Source organism: Pseudomonas sp. UBA6315 (assembly GCF_002438125.1).
Taxonomy (GTDB): Bacteria; Pseudomonadota; Gammaproteobacteria; order Pseudomonadales; family Pseudomonadaceae; genus Aquipseudomonas; species Aquipseudomonas faucium.
The window spans coordinates 21,602-38,488 of the sequence record NZ_DJTF01000194.1 but is presented as its reverse complement, the minus strand read 5'-3'; the positions used below and the strand labels follow the sequence as shown (position 1 = coordinate 38,488).

At 64.3% G+C, this 16,887-nt stretch carries 11 protein-coding genes; 10 read left to right on the top strand and 1 reads right to left on the bottom strand.

The features are described from left to right. The first annotated feature begins 55 nt into the window (after positions 1-55). Together B3E94_RS23825 and B3E94_RS23820 are read left to right on the top strand one after the other, a co-directional pair. Positions 56-877, top strand: a complete 822-nt coding sequence (locus B3E94_RS23825; protein WP_286915476.1) for a thermonuclease family protein — start codon at positions 56-58, stop codon at positions 875-877. Positions 878-1,057: 180 nt separating this feature from the next. Further along, positions 1,058-2,326 carry a malic enzyme-like NAD(P)-binding protein gene (locus B3E94_RS23820; RefSeq protein ID WP_176510928.1) on the top strand — a complete coding sequence of 423 codons (1,269 nt, stop codon included), beginning with the start codon at positions 1,058-1,060 and terminating at the stop codon, positions 2,324-2,326. A 150-nt stretch (positions 2,327-2,476) separates the two neighbouring features. On the opposite strand, the gene B3E94_RS23815 is transcribed toward B3E94_RS23820, so the two are convergent. Next, positions 2,477-4,927: a penicillin-binding protein 1A gene (locus B3E94_RS23815; RefSeq protein ID WP_373874212.1), complete on the bottom strand. Its 2,451-nt coding sequence runs from the start codon at positions 4,925-4,927 to the stop codon at positions 2,477-2,479. Between the two features lie 180 nt (positions 4,928-5,107). On the opposite strand from B3E94_RS23815, the gene pilM reads away from it, so the two are divergent. From pilM to gltB, 8 genes are all read left to right on the top strand, one after another. After that, positions 5,108-5,962, top strand: coding sequence for a type IV pilus biogenesis protein PilM (gene pilM / locus B3E94_RS23810; RefSeq protein ID WP_286915475.1), 855 nt, complete (start codon positions 5,108-5,110; stop codon positions 5,960-5,962). A 39-nt stretch (positions 5,963-6,001) separates the two neighbouring features. Next, positions 6,002-6,496: a PilN domain-containing protein gene (locus B3E94_RS23805; RefSeq protein ID WP_313395705.1), complete on the top strand. Its 495-nt coding sequence runs from the start codon at positions 6,002-6,004 to the stop codon at positions 6,494-6,496. Positions 6,497-6,498: 2 nt separating this feature from the next. Next, complete coding sequence (locus tag B3E94_RS23800; RefSeq protein ID WP_409521276.1) at positions 6,499-7,491, top strand: pilus assembly protein PilP; 993 nt, start codon at positions 6,499-6,501, stop codon at positions 7,489-7,491. Then, positions 7,442-8,677, top strand: coding sequence for a type IV pilus secretin PilQ (locus B3E94_RS23795; protein WP_286915473.1), 1,236 nt, complete (start codon positions 7,442-7,444; stop codon positions 8,675-8,677). The genes B3E94_RS23800 and B3E94_RS23795 overlap by 50 nt, the downstream gene beginning before the upstream one ends. A 4-nt stretch (positions 8,678-8,681) precedes the next feature. Further along, the gene (gene aroK, locus B3E94_RS23790; protein ID WP_176510924.1) at positions 8,682-9,200 is read left to right on the top strand and encodes a shikimate kinase AroK; all 519 of its coding nucleotides are present in this window, start codon (positions 8,682-8,684) and stop codon (positions 9,198-9,200) included. 94 nt (positions 9,201-9,294) lie between these two features. Next, positions 9,295-10,392, top strand: a complete 1,098-nt coding sequence (aroB, locus tag B3E94_RS23785; protein ID WP_176510923.1) for a 3-dehydroquinate synthase — start codon at positions 9,295-9,297, stop codon at positions 10,390-10,392. Positions 10,393-10,407: 15 nt separating this feature from the next. Continuing rightward, positions 10,408-12,009, top strand: coding sequence for an AAA family ATPase (locus tag B3E94_RS23780; RefSeq protein WP_236237557.1), 1,602 nt, complete (start codon positions 10,408-10,410; stop codon positions 12,007-12,009). Between the two features lie 373 nt (positions 12,010-12,382). Next, entirely contained in the window at positions 12,383-16,828 is a 4,446-nt protein-coding gene (gene gltB / locus B3E94_RS23775) for a glutamate synthase large subunit (RefSeq protein ID WP_176510921.1), read from the top strand. Positions 16,829-16,887 lie beyond the last annotated feature (59 nt).

Here is a 16,887-nt window from a genome sequence, read left to right as displayed (position 1 = left end):
GTCGCGTACAGAAGTTCGCCGACCGCTTCGGCATGTTCGGTACCAAGAAGTAATCATGCGCATGGCGAAACCTTCGGGCTTCGCGTTGTTGCTGAAAAAGGCGCCCCTTGTGGGCGCTTTTTTTGTGGGCGCGATCTGGCACCTGCCGGCGCAGGCCTTCTGCCCGCTGCCAAGCAAGCCGCAGCCAGTGGCCGTGCGCCAGGTGGTGGATGGCGACACCCTGCGCCTGGCCGATGGCCGCAGTGTGCGCATGATCGGTATCAACGCCCCGGAAATCGGCCGCAAGGGCCGCACCAGCGAGCCTTATGCCGAAGCGGCCAGGCAGCGCCTGCAGAGCCTGGTCAAGGCCAGCGATGGCCGCGTCGGGCTGGTGCTGGGCCGGGAGGCGAAAGACAAGTACGGGCGCACGCTGGCACATGTCTATGCGGGCAATGGCGACAATCTCGAGGCGCGGCTGCTCAGCGAAGGGCTTGGGTACCGGGTTGCGGTCGCCCCCAATGTGCGCCTGGCGGGCTGCCAGCAGGCTGCCGAGCAGGCGGCGCGCCAGGCGCGTCTTGGCCTGTGGCGGCGTTCTCCGGTGCAGCGCGCTGCTGAGGTAAGGCAGTCGGGCTTCGCGGTCATCGCGGGCACAATCGGCAGCATCGAGCGCAATCGCGCCGGCATCTGGCTGGAACTGGAAACCGGCGTGGTGCTGCAGGTTCCCGCTCGTCTGCAACGCAACTTCCCCGCCAGCTTCTTCGATAACCTCAAAGGGCGCCAGGTTGAAGCGCGCGGCTGGGTGCTGGATCGTTCCCGCAAGGGTGGGCTCAAGCCGGGGCAGCGACGTTGGCTGTTGCCGTTGACCGATCCAAGCATGCTGGAGCGCGTTTCAGGCTGAAAAGATGTAGACATTTCGCTATCGGATTGTACACACTGTCAATTCCAATGCCCCCGCGGGTTATAGCGTAAAGTCGTAGGCTAAAGGCCTTGACACAAGTGACCGACCAGTCTTGTGGCTCCCCGGCTCTTTGCGTATCCTCGGCGGTCCGTCAGAACAGTAAATAGCGGAATGCCCACCATGTCAGACCTGAAAACCGCCGCTCTCGAATATCACGCTCAACCTCGTCCGGGGAAACTGAGCGTCGAGCTCTCCAAGCCCACCGCCACCGCCCGTGACCTCGCCCTGGCCTACAGCCCAGGCGTTGCCGAGCCGGTGCGCGAAATCGGCCGTGATCCAGAGCTGGCCTACAAATACACCGGCAAGGGCAACCTGGTTGCGGTGATTTCCGATGGCACCGCCATCCTCGGTCTGGGTGACCTCGGCCCACTGGCTTCCAAGCCGGTCATGGAAGGCAAGGGCGTTCTGTTCAAGCGTTTCGCAGGTATCGATGTGTTCGACATCGAAGTCGAGTCGGAGAGCCCACAGGCCTTCATCGACACCGTGCGCCGCATCTCCATCACCTTCGGTGGCATCAACCTCGAAGACATCAAGGCCCCAGAGTGCTTCGAGATCGAGCGCACCCTGATCGAGCAGTGCGACATTCCGGTCTTCCACGATGACCAGCACGGCACCGCGATCGTTACCGCGGCCGGCATGATCAACGCCCTGGAAATCGCCGGCAAGAAGCTCGAAGACGCCAAGATCGTCTGCCTGGGCGCCGGCGCTGCCGCCATCTCCTGCATGAAGCTGCTGGTGAGCATGGGTGCCAAGGTCGAGAACATCTTCATGATCGACCGCAGCGGCGTGATCCACGCTGGCCGCGACGACCTGAACCAGTACAAGGCCCAGTTCGCCCACGCTACCGACAAGCGCACCCTGGCCGACGCCCTGAACGGCGCTGACGTGTTCGTTGGCCTGTCCGGCCCGAACCTGCTGAGCCCGGAAGGCCTGAAGTCGATGGCTGCCAACCCGATCGTGTTCGCCTGCTCGAACCCGGACCCGGAAATCTCGCCAGAGCTGGCCCACGCCACCCGCAGCGACGTGATCATGGCCACCGGTCGTTCCGACTACCCGAACCAGGTCAACAACGTACTGGGCTTCCCGTTCATCTTCCGTGGTGCCCTGGACGTTCGCGCCAAGCGCATCAACGAAGAGATGAAGATCGCCGCCGCCATCGCCCTGAAAGACCTGGCCAAGCTGCCAGTGCCGAAGGAAGTGTGCGACGCGTACAACGTTCAGGCTCTGGAATTCGGCCGTGAGTACATCATTCCGAAGCCACTGGACCCACGCCTGATCAACGTCGTATCCGACGCTGTGGCCAAGGCTGCCATCGAATCCGGCGTGGCTACCCTGCCGTATCCGAAGCACTACCCGCTGAATAGCGTGGACGAAGTGTTCAACGGCTGATTGCTGGCGTAGCGACACAAAAAAGCCCCGGCTCGTGAGAGTCGGGGCTTTTTGTTTGCCTTGATAACGGGGTGTCAGTGCCGGCCTATTCGCGGGGCAAGCCCGCTCCCACAGGTGTCTTGCTTGTGTGAGCGGGTGTGGCCCCTGCGGTCAGAACAGATCCATCGGCGCCGCTTCATCGGCCGGCAGCGGGCTGCCCGGTGCTGCGCCATTGCCCAGTTCGTCCACCGAAGGCGGCGAGTCTTCGGCCTTGAACAGCTCGAAGTAGGCATTCGGCGTGCTTGGCGATGCCGCGCGGCCACTGATCGGGTCTACGCGCAGGCTGAGGATGCCTTCCGGCTCTGCCGGCGGGTGGTTGGGCTTGTCCTTGAGCGCCGCGCCCATGAAGCTCATCCAGATCGGCAGCGCCGCAGTGCCACCGTATTCGCGGCGGCCCAGGGTTTCCGGCTGGTCGAAGCCGACCCATACGGTGGTGACGTAGTCGGCGTTGTAACCGGAGAACCAGGCGTCCTTGGACTCGTTGGTGGTGCCGGTCTTGCCTGCCAGGTCGGTGCGGCCCAGGGCCAGCGCCCGGCGGCCGGTACCACGCTTGATCACATCCTGCAGCATGCTGGTGAGGATGTAGGTGGTGCGCCCGTCGATGATCTGCTCGGCGGTGACGGGTACCTGTGGGGCAGGAGCAACCTGGCCGTAGGCCGAAGGCGCTTCACCAGGCAGTGCCGCGGTGCTGATCGGCTGCTCCGGCGCCGCGAGGCCGGCGTGGTCTTCGCTGCCTTGCGGCACGCGCGCCGGGTTGGCGGTGAACAGGGTTTCGCCGTTGCGGCTTTCGATGCGGTCGATCAGGTACGGGTTGATCTTGTAGCCACCGTTGGCAAAGGTGCTCCAGCCCGTGGCGATCTCCATCGGCGTCAGCGTCGCTGTGCCCAGCGCCAGGGACAGGTTGCGCGGCAGGTCCTGCTTGTTGAAGCCGAACTTGGCGATGTAGTCGATGGTGCGGTCCACGCCCATGGCCTGCAGCAGGCGGATCGACACCAGGTTGCGCGACTTGTACAGCGCTTCGCGCATGCGGATCGGGCCAAGGAAGGTGTTGGTGTCGTTCTTCGGACGCCAGACTTTGTCCAGGTACTCGTCGACGAACACGATCGGCGCATCGTTCACCAGGCTGGAGGCGGTATAGCCACTGTCCAGTGCCGCGCTATAGATGAACGGCTTGAAGCTCGAGCCCGGCTGGCGCTTGGCCTGCATGGCGCGGTTGTAGTTGCTCTGCTCGAAGGAGAAGCCGCCGACCAGGGCGCGGATGGCGCCGTTGTATGGGTCGAGGGTCACCAGCGCGCTCTGCGCGCCGGGTACCTGGCTGAACTTGAGCTTGCCGTCGTCCAGGCGCTGCAGGCGCACCAGGTCGCCGACCTGGGCCACGTCAGCTGGCGATTGCGGCGCACGGCCCTGGGAGTTGCTGTTGATGAACGGGCGAGCCCACTTCATGGTTTCCCAGGCCACGTGCTCTTCTTCGCCGCCACGGGTCAGCACCTTGAGGCCGCTCTTTTCAACGCCGGTAACGATGGCCGGCTCCAGGCCGCCGAGGGTGCGCTGCTTGCTCAGCTCCTGCAGCCAGGCAGCGTGGGTCTTGCCCGGGAAGCGCGCGTCGGGGCCGCGGTAGCCGTGGCGCTCGTCGTAGTCCGACAGGCCATTGAGGACGGCCTTGTTGGCCATTTCCTGCATGTCGCTCGGCACTGTGGTGGTCACGCGGAAGCCTTCGGTGTAGGCATCGCTGCCATAGCGGCCGACCATCTCTGCGCGGGCCATTTCGGCGACATAGGGCGCGTTCACTTCCGGCGTCGGGACGTGGTAGCTGGCGTTCAGCGGCTCGGCCAGGGCTGCCTGGTAGCTGGCCTCGTCGATCTTGCCCAGCTTGTACATGCGGCCGAGGATCCAGTCGCGGCGCTCTTTCGCCCGTACCGGGTTGGCCAGCGGGTTGAAGCGCGAAGGGGCCTTGGGCAGGCCGGCGATCATCGCCATCTGCGCCAGGCTCACGTCGCGGATCGACTTGCCGTAGTACACCTGCGCCGCAGCGTCGATGCCGTAGGCGCGGTTGCCCAGGTAGATCTTGTTGACGTATAGCTCGAGGATCTCGTCCTTGGTGAGCTCGCGTTCGATCTGCAGGGCCAGGAGGATTTCGTTGGTCTTGCGCGAGAAGCTGCGCTCGCTGGTGAGGAAGAAGTTCTTCGCCACCTGCATGGTGATGGTACTGCCGCCGGTCTGGATGTGGCCGGTTTTCACCAGCTGGGTGGCGGCGCGCATCAGGCTGCTCGGGTCTACCCCGTAGTGGTTGAGGAAGTTGTCGTCCTCGGCCGACAGAAGCGCCTGGATGAATTGTGGGGGAATTTCCGCGAAGCGGATCGGCGAGCGGCGCATTTCGCCGAATTCGGCGATCAGCTTGCCATCGCTGCTGTACACCCTCAGGGGGATCTGCAACTGGATGCTTCTGAGCGAATCGACCGACGGCAGGCTAGGGCTAAGATACAGAAACGCACCGCTCACACCGAGTACGAGCGCGCTAATGACTGCGACGAAAGACCACCAGAAGAACTTCAGCAGGCGTATCAAGGCTTTTGGGTGTCCAGTGTTGAGGGGTGAATTGCGCACGGGGCCGGCGGACGAAAAACGCTGGGCATTATAAGCATTTTTCGCTTCGCCGGGTGACCGGCCAGGCGGCCCGCTGCACCGTCCGGCTGTCAATGGCTGGCGCTGCTGCGGGTTAAGGGCTGCTACGAGGAAACAGCGATGCTTGGACGCTGGGGCAAGGATGCCGGTTCACTGTTGGGGGTGGAAATTACCCCTGATTGCGTACAAATCATGCAGGTACGCCGGCATGGCGGGCGCTGCGAGCGGGTGGCCTGGGGGCGTGAGCCGTTCGAGCCGTTTGCAGCCGGTAGCTGGCAGCAGGATCCGGGGCGTGTCGAAGCCGCCCTGCGCGGTGCCTACAGGCGCAGCGGCAGCCGCCAGCGCCGGGTCGCGGTGGCATTGCCCGCCTCCCAGGTCATCATCAAGCTGTGCCAGCTACCCGCAAGCCAGGCTGAAGCGCAAATGGAGGCGCAGTTGCTGGCCGATGCAGATACGTTGTTCCCTTTTCCTCTGGACGACCTGGTGATTGATTTCCAGGTCAGAGGCGTGAGCTCGGGGCGGCCGGATCATCGAGATGTGGTAGTCGCTGCCTGCCGGCAAAGCACCTTGGAGCCACTGGAGTTGCTGTTCGAAGGCGCGGGCTTGCAACTGGATGCGGTGGAAGTCGACAGCGTCGCCTTGCACCGGCTGTTGCCGGCGCAATGTGCGACGACTTCGGAGCTGCTCCATTTGGCGCCCAGTGGGGCAACGCTATATGGCTGGTCGCAAGGTGGGCTGCCACAGCGACACGAGTTGCCAGGGCAAACCTGGGCCGAGCGGCTTGCCGAGCTGTTTGCTGGCGGGGTGCAGCGGGGTGAACTGCTGGTTTGCGGCACTGCACCTGAGCAGCGCGGCTGGCTCGCAGCACTGAGCCACCAACTGGGTGTCCCGTGCCGCGCGCTGCCAGCGGTAGCAGGGCTCGACTGTAGCGAGGGCAGCCTGGCTTGCGCGTTGGCGCTGGGAGGGTTGCGCTGATGTTGCGCCTGAACCTGGCCGTGGCGTGAACGGCAGCGCTTGGCCGCCTTGCGCCGCCTGCGACTGATGTTGCTTGGCAGCACAGTCATCGCGCTTTTTGGCGTGCTGCTCATGGACCAATTGGCACGCGAACGTGCTCAGCGGCAGGCCTTTGGCAATAGCGCACGGCAAGTCGCAGTGACCAAGCTGGGCGAGCAGATGGAGCACTACGCACCTCTCGACCAGGCGTATGAGCAGGTGCGTGCGCAAACCGCTGCGCTGGCAGACCTGCGCGCTGGCCAGAAGCATGTGGTGGCGCTGCTCGCCGATCTGGAGCGAGCCTTGCCAGAAGGTGTCCAGCTGACCGAGCTCAAATTCGAGCGCTCGCGGTTGGAAGTTGTCGGCCTGGCCTCTTCTTCTGCGCAGGTTGCGCAGTTCATGCGTGAACTCGAGCGTGCAGATGGCCTGCGCGAGCTTGAACTCAAGCGTGTGCAAAGCACAGCGGTTGGCGATGAGTTTCAGCTGGTGGCGCTAATGTCGGCGGCCTTGTCGTGAAGCTGCTGCCATGGCAAGGGCTGGTCGAGCGCTGGCAGGGTTCCATCTATCTACTGCCCGTGATCGTGGCCTGCGTAGTGTTTGCACTCGGCGCCCTGATACGCCTGCCGGATTGGCAGCAACTTCAGGCCGATGAGCAGGCAAGGCAAGCGGCTCTGGAGCTTGAGCACGCCAGCAAGGCCAGCCAGGTGCGGGCCTTGCAGCAGCGCCAGGGCGAACTGGCCGAAGCCGAACGGCAGTTGCAGGGTATTCAGTGGCAGCTCGCGGCAGGTGAGCGCATGAGCGCCCTGCTTGAACAATTGGCAGCGTCGGGGCAGGCGCTGGGCCTGCAATTCGAGCAACTGGAGGTACTTGAGGTGCTGCCCCAGTCGCACTATCGGCAAACCCCGATGGATGTGCAGGTGGTGGGGCGTTACCCGGCATTGCGTCTGTGGCTTGAGGACTGGCTTGGGCAATTGCGCCTGCTGCGTGTCGAAGAAATGCACTGGCATGGCGCCCCGGGCAAGCCTGGGTTGATCCGGCTGCGTATGAAAGTGAGCGCTTACCAGGCAGATGCGCCGTTACCGGCCCCCAGCTGGCTGGCGCAGATACCGGCTCGAGCGCAGTTCCAGCCTCCAGCCCTCGACCCCTTTGCTGCCTGGTCCGGCCGTGCTCCCCAGGCAGGGCTCGGCAACGTTCCCCTGGCGCAACTGGTGATGGTCGGCAGCTTGTCGCGCAGGGGTGAGCACGAGGCGCTGCTGGCTTATGCCGGCCGGCTGTATCGCGTGCATTGCGGTGAGCAGCTGGGGCGCGATGAGGGGGTGGTGGTACGTATCGACGAGCAGCAGGTGGAGGTGCGCGAACGGCTGTTCATCGCAGGCGAGTGGCACGAGCGCACCACGTTCTTGGCGCTCAGGAAGGGCGCCGACAGGGAGGCAGGTGGTGATGAAAAGGTTGGCGACAGGGATGTTGATGCTGCTGGCACCGGTTCAGTGGGGGCTGGCAGCGTCTTATAAGGGGGAGCCTGTTTCGCTGAACTTCCAGGATGTCGAGGTGCGCTCGGTGCTGCAGGTGCTGGCCGACTATGCGGGCATCAACCTGGTTGCCAGCGACACGGTTCAAGGCAACATCACCCTGCGCTTGCAGGATGTGCCCTGGGATCAGGCCCTGGCACTGGTGTTGCACAGCAAGGGGCTGGTGCGACGTGAAGAAGGCAATGTGCTGTTGGTGGCGCCCGCGAGTGAATTGGCCGAACAGCCTTTCGGGCAGGCGTTCGATGCTCAGTTGCCACCCTTGCGCCGGGAACTGCTGGCCATCCACCACGCCGATGCTACCGAGCTTGCCGAGCTGCTGCTGGCAACGCTGGCAGACGACGGCATTCTTACCGGGCGCGGCAGCCTCAGCGTGGATGCGCGCACCAATACGCTGGTGGCGCACCAGCCCGAAGAGCGCCTGGCCGAGTTGCGGCGGTTGGTGGCACAACTGGATGTGCCGATGCGCCAGGTGGTGATCGAGGCGCGTATCGTCGAGGCCAATGTCGACTATGAAAAAAGCCTGGGTGTTCGCTGGGGTGGCGCCTTGCATGAGGAGGTCGCGCGGGTGGGCAAGGATGTGTTCGTCGACCTGGGCGTGGAGCGGCCCGGCTCGGCGGTGGGGCTGGGCCTGCTGCGTGGTGATGTGTTGCTCGACCTTGAGCTCAGCGCCATGGAAAAGAGCGGCAATGGCGAGATCATCTCCCAGCCCAAGGTGGTCACCGCAGACAAGGAAACGGCCCGGATCATCAAGGGCACCGAGGTGCCTTACCAGGAGACCAGCAGAAATGGCGCCACCTCGGTTTCGTTCAGGGAGGCCTCGCTGTCGCTCGAAGTCACTCCGCAGATCACCCCGGACGGCAAGGTCATCATGGCGGTCAGGGTGACCAAGGATGAGCCAGACTTCGTCAATGCCTTGAACGACGTGCCGCCGATCCGCAAGAACGAGGTCAATGCCAAGGTGCGAGTGGCCGACGGTGAAACCATCGTCATTGGCGGGGTGTATTCGACCACGCAAAACAATGTGGTCGACAAGGTGCCATTTTTTGGCGATCTGCCGTATGTTGGGCGGCTGTTTCGACGCGATGCATTACAAGAGAAAAAATCCGAGCTGCTGGTCTTCCTGACTCCGCGTATCATGAGTGACCAGGCGATTGCTGTGAGTCGTTGATTCTGTGCGAAATTTGATACTTGTAGGGCCCATGGGCGCTGGAAAGAGCACCATCGGGCGCCTGTTGGCCAAAGAGCTGCGTCTGCTGTTCAAAGATTCCGACAAGGAAATCGAACTGCGTACCGGCGCCAACATCCCGTGGATCTTCGATAGAGAAGGCGAACCGGGCTTCCGTGACCGTGAGCAGGCGATGATCGCCGAGCTCTGCGCGCTCGATGGCGTGGTCGTGGCCACCGGTGGTGGCGCGGTCATGCGTGCGGAAAACCGCCAGGCCCTGCATGCTGGCGGGCGGGTGATCTACCTGCACGCGTCGGTAGAACAGCAGGTGGGGCGTACCGCGCGCGATCGCAACCGGCCGTTGCTGCGCACCGCCAACCCGGAGGCGACCCTGCGCGCCCTGCTGGAAACACGCGACCCGCTCTACCGTGAGATCGCCGACCTGGTGGTGGAAACCGACGAACGGCCGCCGCGCATGGTGGTGCTCGACATTCTCGAGCGCTTGCAGCAGTTGCCGCCCCGGTAAGCCGGGACTATTCTCGGCCAGCGCCGAGGCGAGGTTCAACGTTACCGCGTGGGTCGCTCAGCCGACACCGCGCCCAAGTACATTGTGGGGATACATGCAGACACTAAAGGTCGACCTGGGCGAGCGCAGCTACCCGATCTACATTGGCGAAGGCCTGCTGGACCAACCTGAACTGCTGGCGCCGCACATCGCCGGGCGGCAGGTAGCCATCGTTTCCAATGAAACCGTCGCGCCTCTGTATCTCGAACGCCTGAGCAAGACCCTCGGCGCCTATTCGGTGCTGCCGGTGATTCTCCCCGATGGCGAAGCCCACAAGAACTGGCAGACCCTGCAACTGATCTTCGACGGCCTGCTCACCGCACGGCATGACCGCCGCACCACCGTGATCGCCCTGGGCGGCGGCGTGATCGGCGACATGGCCGGCTTCGCTGCGGCCTGCTACCAGCGTGGCGTCGACTTCATCCAGGTGCCCACCACCCTGTTGTCCCAGGTCGACTCTTCGGTGGGCGGCAAGACCGGCATCAACCACCCGCTGGGCAAGAACATGGTCGGTGCGTTCTACCAGCCCAACGCGGTGCTGATCGACACCACCAGCCTCAAGACCTTGCCCGAACGCGAGCTGTCGGCGGGCCTGGCCGAAGTGATCAAGTACGGCCTGATCTGCGACGAGCCCTTCCTCGGCTGGCTCGAAGCCAACATGCAGGCCCTGCGCGCCCTCGATCCTCTGGCACTGACCGAGGCGATCCGTCGCTCGTGCGCGGCCAAGGCTGCCGTGGTGGGCGCCGACGAGCGCGAATCCGGCGTGCGGGCGACCCTGAACCTTGGGCATACCTTCGGGCATGCCATCGAAACGCACATGGGCTACGGTGTCTGGCTGCACGGCGAAGCCGTGGCAGCGGGCACGGTGATGGCCCTGGAGATGTCCATGCGCCTGGGCTGGATCGACCAGCCCGCGCGTGATCGAGCAATCCGCCTGCTGCAGGACGCAGGTTTGCCGGTGGTGCCACCACAGGAAATGACCCCGGCGCATTTCATGGAGCATATGGCGGTCGACAAGAAGGTACTCGATGGTCGCCTGCGGCTGGTGCTGTTGCGCCAGCTCGGCGAGGCCGTGATTACCGACGACTATCCGAAAGAGATTCTTCAGGCCACGCTGTCGGCGGACTACCGCGCGATCGTGGCCCAGCTTTGAGGTTGTGACAGCGCAATGACCAGTTTGCATGCCGATGAGGCGTTTCTCGACCACTACCAGTTGAGCCACGATCCGTTCGCGCCGCGTGTGCCCGGCTTCAAGTTCTTCCCCGCCCAGCGCAAGCCTGTGCTCGGCCAGCTGCATCACCTGGCCCGTTACAGCCAGTTGATGCTGGTGGTCACAGGCCCGGTAGGCAGCGGCAAGACCCTGCTGCGCCAGGCCCTGGTGGCGAGCACCAACAAGCAGTCGGTGCTCAGCGTGGTGGTATCGGCCCGCGGCGCCAGCGATGCGGCCAGCGTGTTGGGCCAGGTGGCCCAGTCGCTGGAAGTCGCCCAGCCCGAAGTTCAGGCGATTCTGTCCAAGGTCGTGCAGTTGGCCTTGACCGGGCAGGAAGTCTATTTGCTGGTGGACGATGCGGAACAACTTGACGAGTCGGCACTCCAAGCGTTGCTGGAACTGGCGGCAGGTGTCTCGGAAGGGCGCCCGCACGTGTTCCTGTTCGGTGAGCCGTCGCTGATTGCCGGGTTGGAGGAGATTCATGTCGAGGAAGAACGCTTCCACGTCATCGAGCTCGCCCCCTACAGCGAGGAAGAGACCCGCGAGTACCTGGAGCAGCGCCTGGAAGGTGCCGGCCGGGGCATCGAGGTGTTCAGCCGTGAGCAGCTCGTCGATATCCATGAAAACTCCGACGGTTGGCCTGGCAACATCAACCAGGTCGCCCGCGATACTTTGATCGAAGCCATGATCGCCAGCCGCACCACGGCCAAGCGACCAACCATGGGGTTCAAGATGCCTAAAAAACACGTGCTCGCGCTGTCTGCTGTCGTCGTGGTGGCCGTTGCTGCCGCGGTGCTCATGCCCAAGAAAGGCGACAAGGCCCCTGCCGAAGCGCCTGCGGCCCAGGCCCAGCTGCCTTTGGGTGACGGCAAGTCGAACGGCGGCAACCCGGCCATCGAATTCTCTGGCTCCTCGCAGCCGATGCCACTGCCGCTGGTTGGCCAGTCGCAGCCGGTGATGCGCGAGCCGCTGGCCCAGGCCGCAGGCATGGGTGATGGCGAGGAGGGCGGCCCGGCCGACAATACCGCGCTGCAGCCAGGCAACCCGCCGCCGACCGTGACCACCACCGCGCCGCCGCAAGGCATGGCTGCCGGCCCTGCGCCGACCATGGCCCAGGCTGCCCCGTCGCAGCCGGTAGCGCCTGCGCCCAAGCCTGTCGCAACTCAGCCCGCCAAGCCGGTTGCGCCTGCCAAGCCGGCCCCGGCACCGACCCAGGTCGCCACGGCCAAACCCGCCGCCAAGCCTGCCGAGAAACCGGCAGCCGGCAACACCGGTGGCGGCTGGTACGCAGGCCAGAAACCGGGCAACTACGTGGTGCAGATCCTCGGCACCAGCTCCGAGGCGTCGGCCCAGGCCTTCGTCAAGGCGCAGGGTGGCGACTATCGCTACTTCAAGAAAAACCTGCAGGGCAAGCCGTTGTACGTGGTCACCTATGGCAGCTTCGCCAACCGCGACGCTGCGGTAGCTGCAATCAAGAACTTGCCAGCGAAGGTCCAGGCTGGTAAACCTTGGCCACGTACCGTCGCCAGCGTCCAACAAGAGCTGGCTTCGGCCCGCTGATACCTTCCGGGCGGCACCACCCCGCCGCCCAGTTGCTGAGCGATTACTGACTTTCGTCTAGCCTGCTGCGCCCGAGCGCGGCAGGCTTTTCTGTCCCAGACTGCCGGCCACAAGCCTACCTTGCAGTCATGGCTGAAACGCTTCAGACTCGAGCCGAGCCGCTATCACGGCGCATGGCGCAAAAACATTCAAAAATGCGACATAAATTTTCAATGGTGAGACATGAAAATTTGTGAGTATCGCTGTCGCTGTGCAACAATGGTTTTCCATGGCCACCGCAAAAAAGCTGGCATTTGATCGGCGTGGATGGTAAGTGGTTGTACTAAAAAGAGATTTACCTCCGTTGAGAGGTGAACCTGGTGAGAAAGTGTCTATGAAAACAGGTCTGTACCATCCCGAAGAATTCAAGGACAACTGTGGCTTTGGCCTGATCGCCCATATGACGGGCGAACCGAGCCACCACCTTCTGCAAACCGCCATGCAGGCGCTGACCTGCATGACCCACCGCGGCGGCATCAACGCCGACGGCAAGACCGGTGACGGTTGCGGTCTGCTCATGCAGAAGCCCGATCAATTCCTGCGGGCCGTGGCCCAGGAACACTTTGCCGTCGAGCTGCCCAAGCAGTACGCCGTCGGCATGGTGTTCTTCAACCAGGACCCGGTAAAAGCCGAAGCCGCGCGGGCCAACATGGACCGCGAAATCCTCGCCGCCGGCCTCAAGCTGGTGGGCTGGCGCAAAGTCCCGATCGACACCAGCGTGCTGGGCCGCCTGGCCCTGGAGCGCCTGCCGCAGATCGAGCAGGTGTTCATCGGCGGTGAAGGCCTGAGCGATCAGGAATTCGCCATCAAGCTGTTCAGTGCCCGTCGCCGCTCATCCGTGGCCAACGCCCACGACGCCGACCACTACATCTGCAGCTTTTCGCACAAGACCATAATCTATAAAGGCCTGATGATGCCGCGCGACCTCGCGGCCTTCTTTCCAGACCTGGGTGACGAGCGCCTGCAAACCGCGATCTGCGTGTTCCACCAGCGCTTCTCCACCAATACCCTGCCGAAATGGCCGCTGGCGCAGCCGTTCCGCTTCCTCGCCCACAACGGCGAGATCAACACGATCACCGGCAACCGCAACTGGGCCATGGCCCGTCGCACCAAGTTCGCCAACGACCTGATCCCCGACCTCGAAGAGCTCGGCCCGCTGGTCAACCGCGTCGGTTCCGACTCCTCGAGCATGGACAACATGCTGGAGCTGATGGTCACCGGCGGCATCGACCTGTTCCGTGGCGTGCGCATGCTGGTACCGCCAGCCTGGCAGAACGTCGAAACCATGGACGCCGACCTGCGCGCCTTCTACGAATACAACTCCATGCACATGGAGCCGTGGGACGGCCCGGCCGGTATCGTCATGACCGAAGGCCGCCACGCGGTGTGCCTGCTCGACCGCAACGGCCTGCGCCCGGCGCGCTGGGTCACCACCAAGAACGGCTACATCACCCTGGCGTCGGAAATCGGCGTGTGGGACTACAAGCCCGAGGACGTATTGGCCAAGGGCCGTGTCGGCCCAGGCCAGATCTTCGCCGTCGACACCGAGACCGGCCAGATCCTCGACACCGATGCCATCGATGACCGCCTCAAGTCGCGCCACCCGTACAAGCGCTGGCTGCGTCAGCACGCCCTGCGCATCCAGGCAACGCTGACCGACGACCAGGGCGCGGCCAGCTACGACGCCGACCAGCTCAAGCAATACATGAAGATGTTCCAGGTCACCTTCGAGGAGCGTGACCAGGTGCTGCGCCCGCTCGGCGAGCAGGGCCAGGAAGCGGTCGGCTCGATGGGGGACGACACGCCGATGGCAGTGCTGTCCCAGCGCGTGCGCTCGCCTTACGACTTCTTCCGCCAGCAGTTCGCCCAGGTCACCAACCCGCCGATCGACCCGCTGCGCGAAGCGATCGTCATGTCGTTGGAGATTTGCCTGGGCGCCGAGCGCAACATCTTCCAGGAATCCCCGGAGCATGCCTCGCGGGTGATCCTCAGCTCGCCGGTCATCTCGCCCGCCAAGTGGCGCTCGCTGATGAACCTGGAGCGCGAAGGCTTCGATCGTCACCTGATCGACCTCAACTATGAAGAGGGCGTCGGCCTTGAAGCGGCCATCCGCAACATCGCCGACCAGGCCGAGGAGGCGGTACGCAGCGGCAAGACCCAGCTGGTGCTGAGCGACCGCTACATCGCCCCGGGCAAGCTGCCGGTGCACGCCTCGCTGGCCGTGGGTGCGGTACACCACCGCCTGACCGAGCAGGGCCTGCGCTGCGACAGCAACATCCTGGTGGAAACCGCCACCGCCCGCGACCCGCACCACTTCGCCGTGCTGCTGGGCTTCGGCGCCTCGGCCGTGTACCCGTACCTGGCCTACGAAGTGCTGGCCGACCTGATCCGCACCGGCGAAGTGCTGGGCGATCTGGACGAAGTGTTCAAGTACTACCGCAAGGGCATCTCCAAGGGCCTGCTGAAGATCCTGTCGAAGATGGGCATCTCCACCATCGCCTCGTACCGTGGCGCGCAGCTGTTCGAAGCCGTGGGCCTGGCCGAGGAAGTGGTCGGCCTGAGCTTCAAGGGCGTGCCCAGCCGCATCAAGGGTGCGCGTTTCGTCGACCTGGAAGGCGACCAGAAGTTGCTGGCGGCCGAAGCCTGGAGCGCGCGCAAGCCGATCCAGCAAGGCGGCCTGCTGAAGTTCGTCCACGGCGGCGAGTACCACGCCTACAACCCGGACGTGGTCAACACCCTGCAGGCTGCTGTGCAGCAGGGCGACTACGCCAAGTTCAAGGAATACACCACGCTGGTCGACCAGCGCCCGGTGTCGATGATCCGCGACCTGCTGAAAGTGAAAGTGGCCGATCAGGCCCTGGCGCTGGATGAAGTCGAGCCGCTGGAAGCGATCCTCAAGCGCTTCGATTCGGCCGGTATCTCGCTCGGTGCCCTGTCGCCGGAAGCCCACGAGGCCCTGGCCGAGGCCATGAACCGCCTGGGTGCGCGCTCCAACTCCGGCGAGGGCGGTGAAGACCCGGCGCGCTACGGCACCGTGCGCAGCTCCAAGATCAAGCAGGTGGCCACCGGCCGCTTTGGCGTCACCCCGGAATACCTGGTCAACGCCGAAGTGCTGCAGATCAAGGTTGCCCAGGGCGCCAAGCCCGGCGAGGGCGGCCAGCTGCCAGGCGGCAAGGTCAATGGCCTGATCGCCAAGCTGCGCTATGCGGTACCGGGCGTGACCCTGATCTCGCCACCGCCGCACCATGACATCTACTCGATCGAAGACCTGGCGCAGCTGATCTACGACCTCAAGCAGGTCAACCCGCAGGCCCTGGTCTCGGTCAAGCTGGTCGCCGAAGCGGGCGTTGGCACCATCGCCGCGGGCGTGGCCAAGGCCTATGCCGACCTGATCACCATTTCCGGCTACGACGGCGGCACCGGCGCTTCGCCGCTGACCTCGATCAAGTACGCCGGTGCCCCGTGGGAACTGGGCCTGGCCGAAACCCACCAGACCCTGCGCGGCAACGATCTGCGCGGCAAGGTGCGGGTACAGACCGACGGCGGCCTGAAAACCGGCCTCGACGTGGTCAAGGCAGCCATCCTCGGCGCCGAGAGCTTCGGCTTCGGCACCGCGCCGATGATCGCCCTGGGCTGCAAGTACCTGCGCATCTGCCACCTGAACAACTGCGCCACCGGTGTGGCCACGCAGAACGACAAGCTGCGCAAGGACCACTACATCGGCACCGTCGACATGGTGATCAATTTCTTCACCTTCGTCGCCGAAGAGACCCGTGAGTGGCTGGCCAAGCTGGGCGTGCGCAGCCTCGGCGAGCTGATCGGCCGCACCGACCTGCTCGACGTGCTGCCGGGCGACACCGAGCGCCAGCACCACCTGGACCTGACGCCGCTGCTGGGCAGCTCGCACATTCCGGCCGACAAGCCGCAATTCTGCGAAGTCGACAAGAACCCGCCGTTCGACAAGGGCGAGCTGGCCGAGAAGATGGTCGACATGGCCCTGCCGGCCATCCGCGACCAGGCCGGTGGTGAGTTCGCGCTCGACATCTGCAACTGCGACCGCTCCATCGGCGCGCGCATCTCTGGTGAAATCGCCAAGCTGTATGGCAACCAGGGCATGGCCGACAAGCCGATCACCTTCCGCTTCAAGGGCACTGCGGGCCAGAGCTTCGGCGTGTGGAACGCCGGTGGCCTGAACCTGCACCTGGAAGGCGATGCCAACGACTACGTCGGCAAGGGCATGACCGGTGGCAAGGTCACCATCGTGCCGCCTGCCGGCAGCCCGTTCAAAACCCAGCTCAGCGCCATCGTCGGCAACACCTGCCTGTATGGCGCCACCGGTGGCAAGCTGTTCGCCGCCGGTACCGCGGGCGAGCGCTTCGCGGTGCGTAACTCCGGCGCCCACGCCATCGTCGAGGGCACTGGCGATCACTGCTGTGAATACATGACCGGCGGCTTTGTCTGCGTCCTGGGCAAGACCGGTTACAACTTCGGTTCTGGCATGACTGGCGGCTTCGCCTACGTGCTCGACATGGACAACACCTTCGTCGACAAACTCAACCACGAGCTGGTGGAAATCCAGCGCATCAGTGGTGAGGCGATGGAGGCCTACCGCAGCCACCTGGCGCGGGTCCTTGCCGAGTACGTGGAAGAGACTGGCAGCGAGTGGGGGCGTGAGCTCTCGGAGAACCTGGACGACTACGTGCGGCGCTTCTGGCTGGTCAAGCCGAAGGCGGCCAACCTCAAGCAACTGCTGTCCAGCACCCGTGCCAACCCGCAGTAACAACAGCTGCAAGTGACGGCCCCGTGCGCGGGGCCCGTCGTGCTCAAGTGATCGTCTTG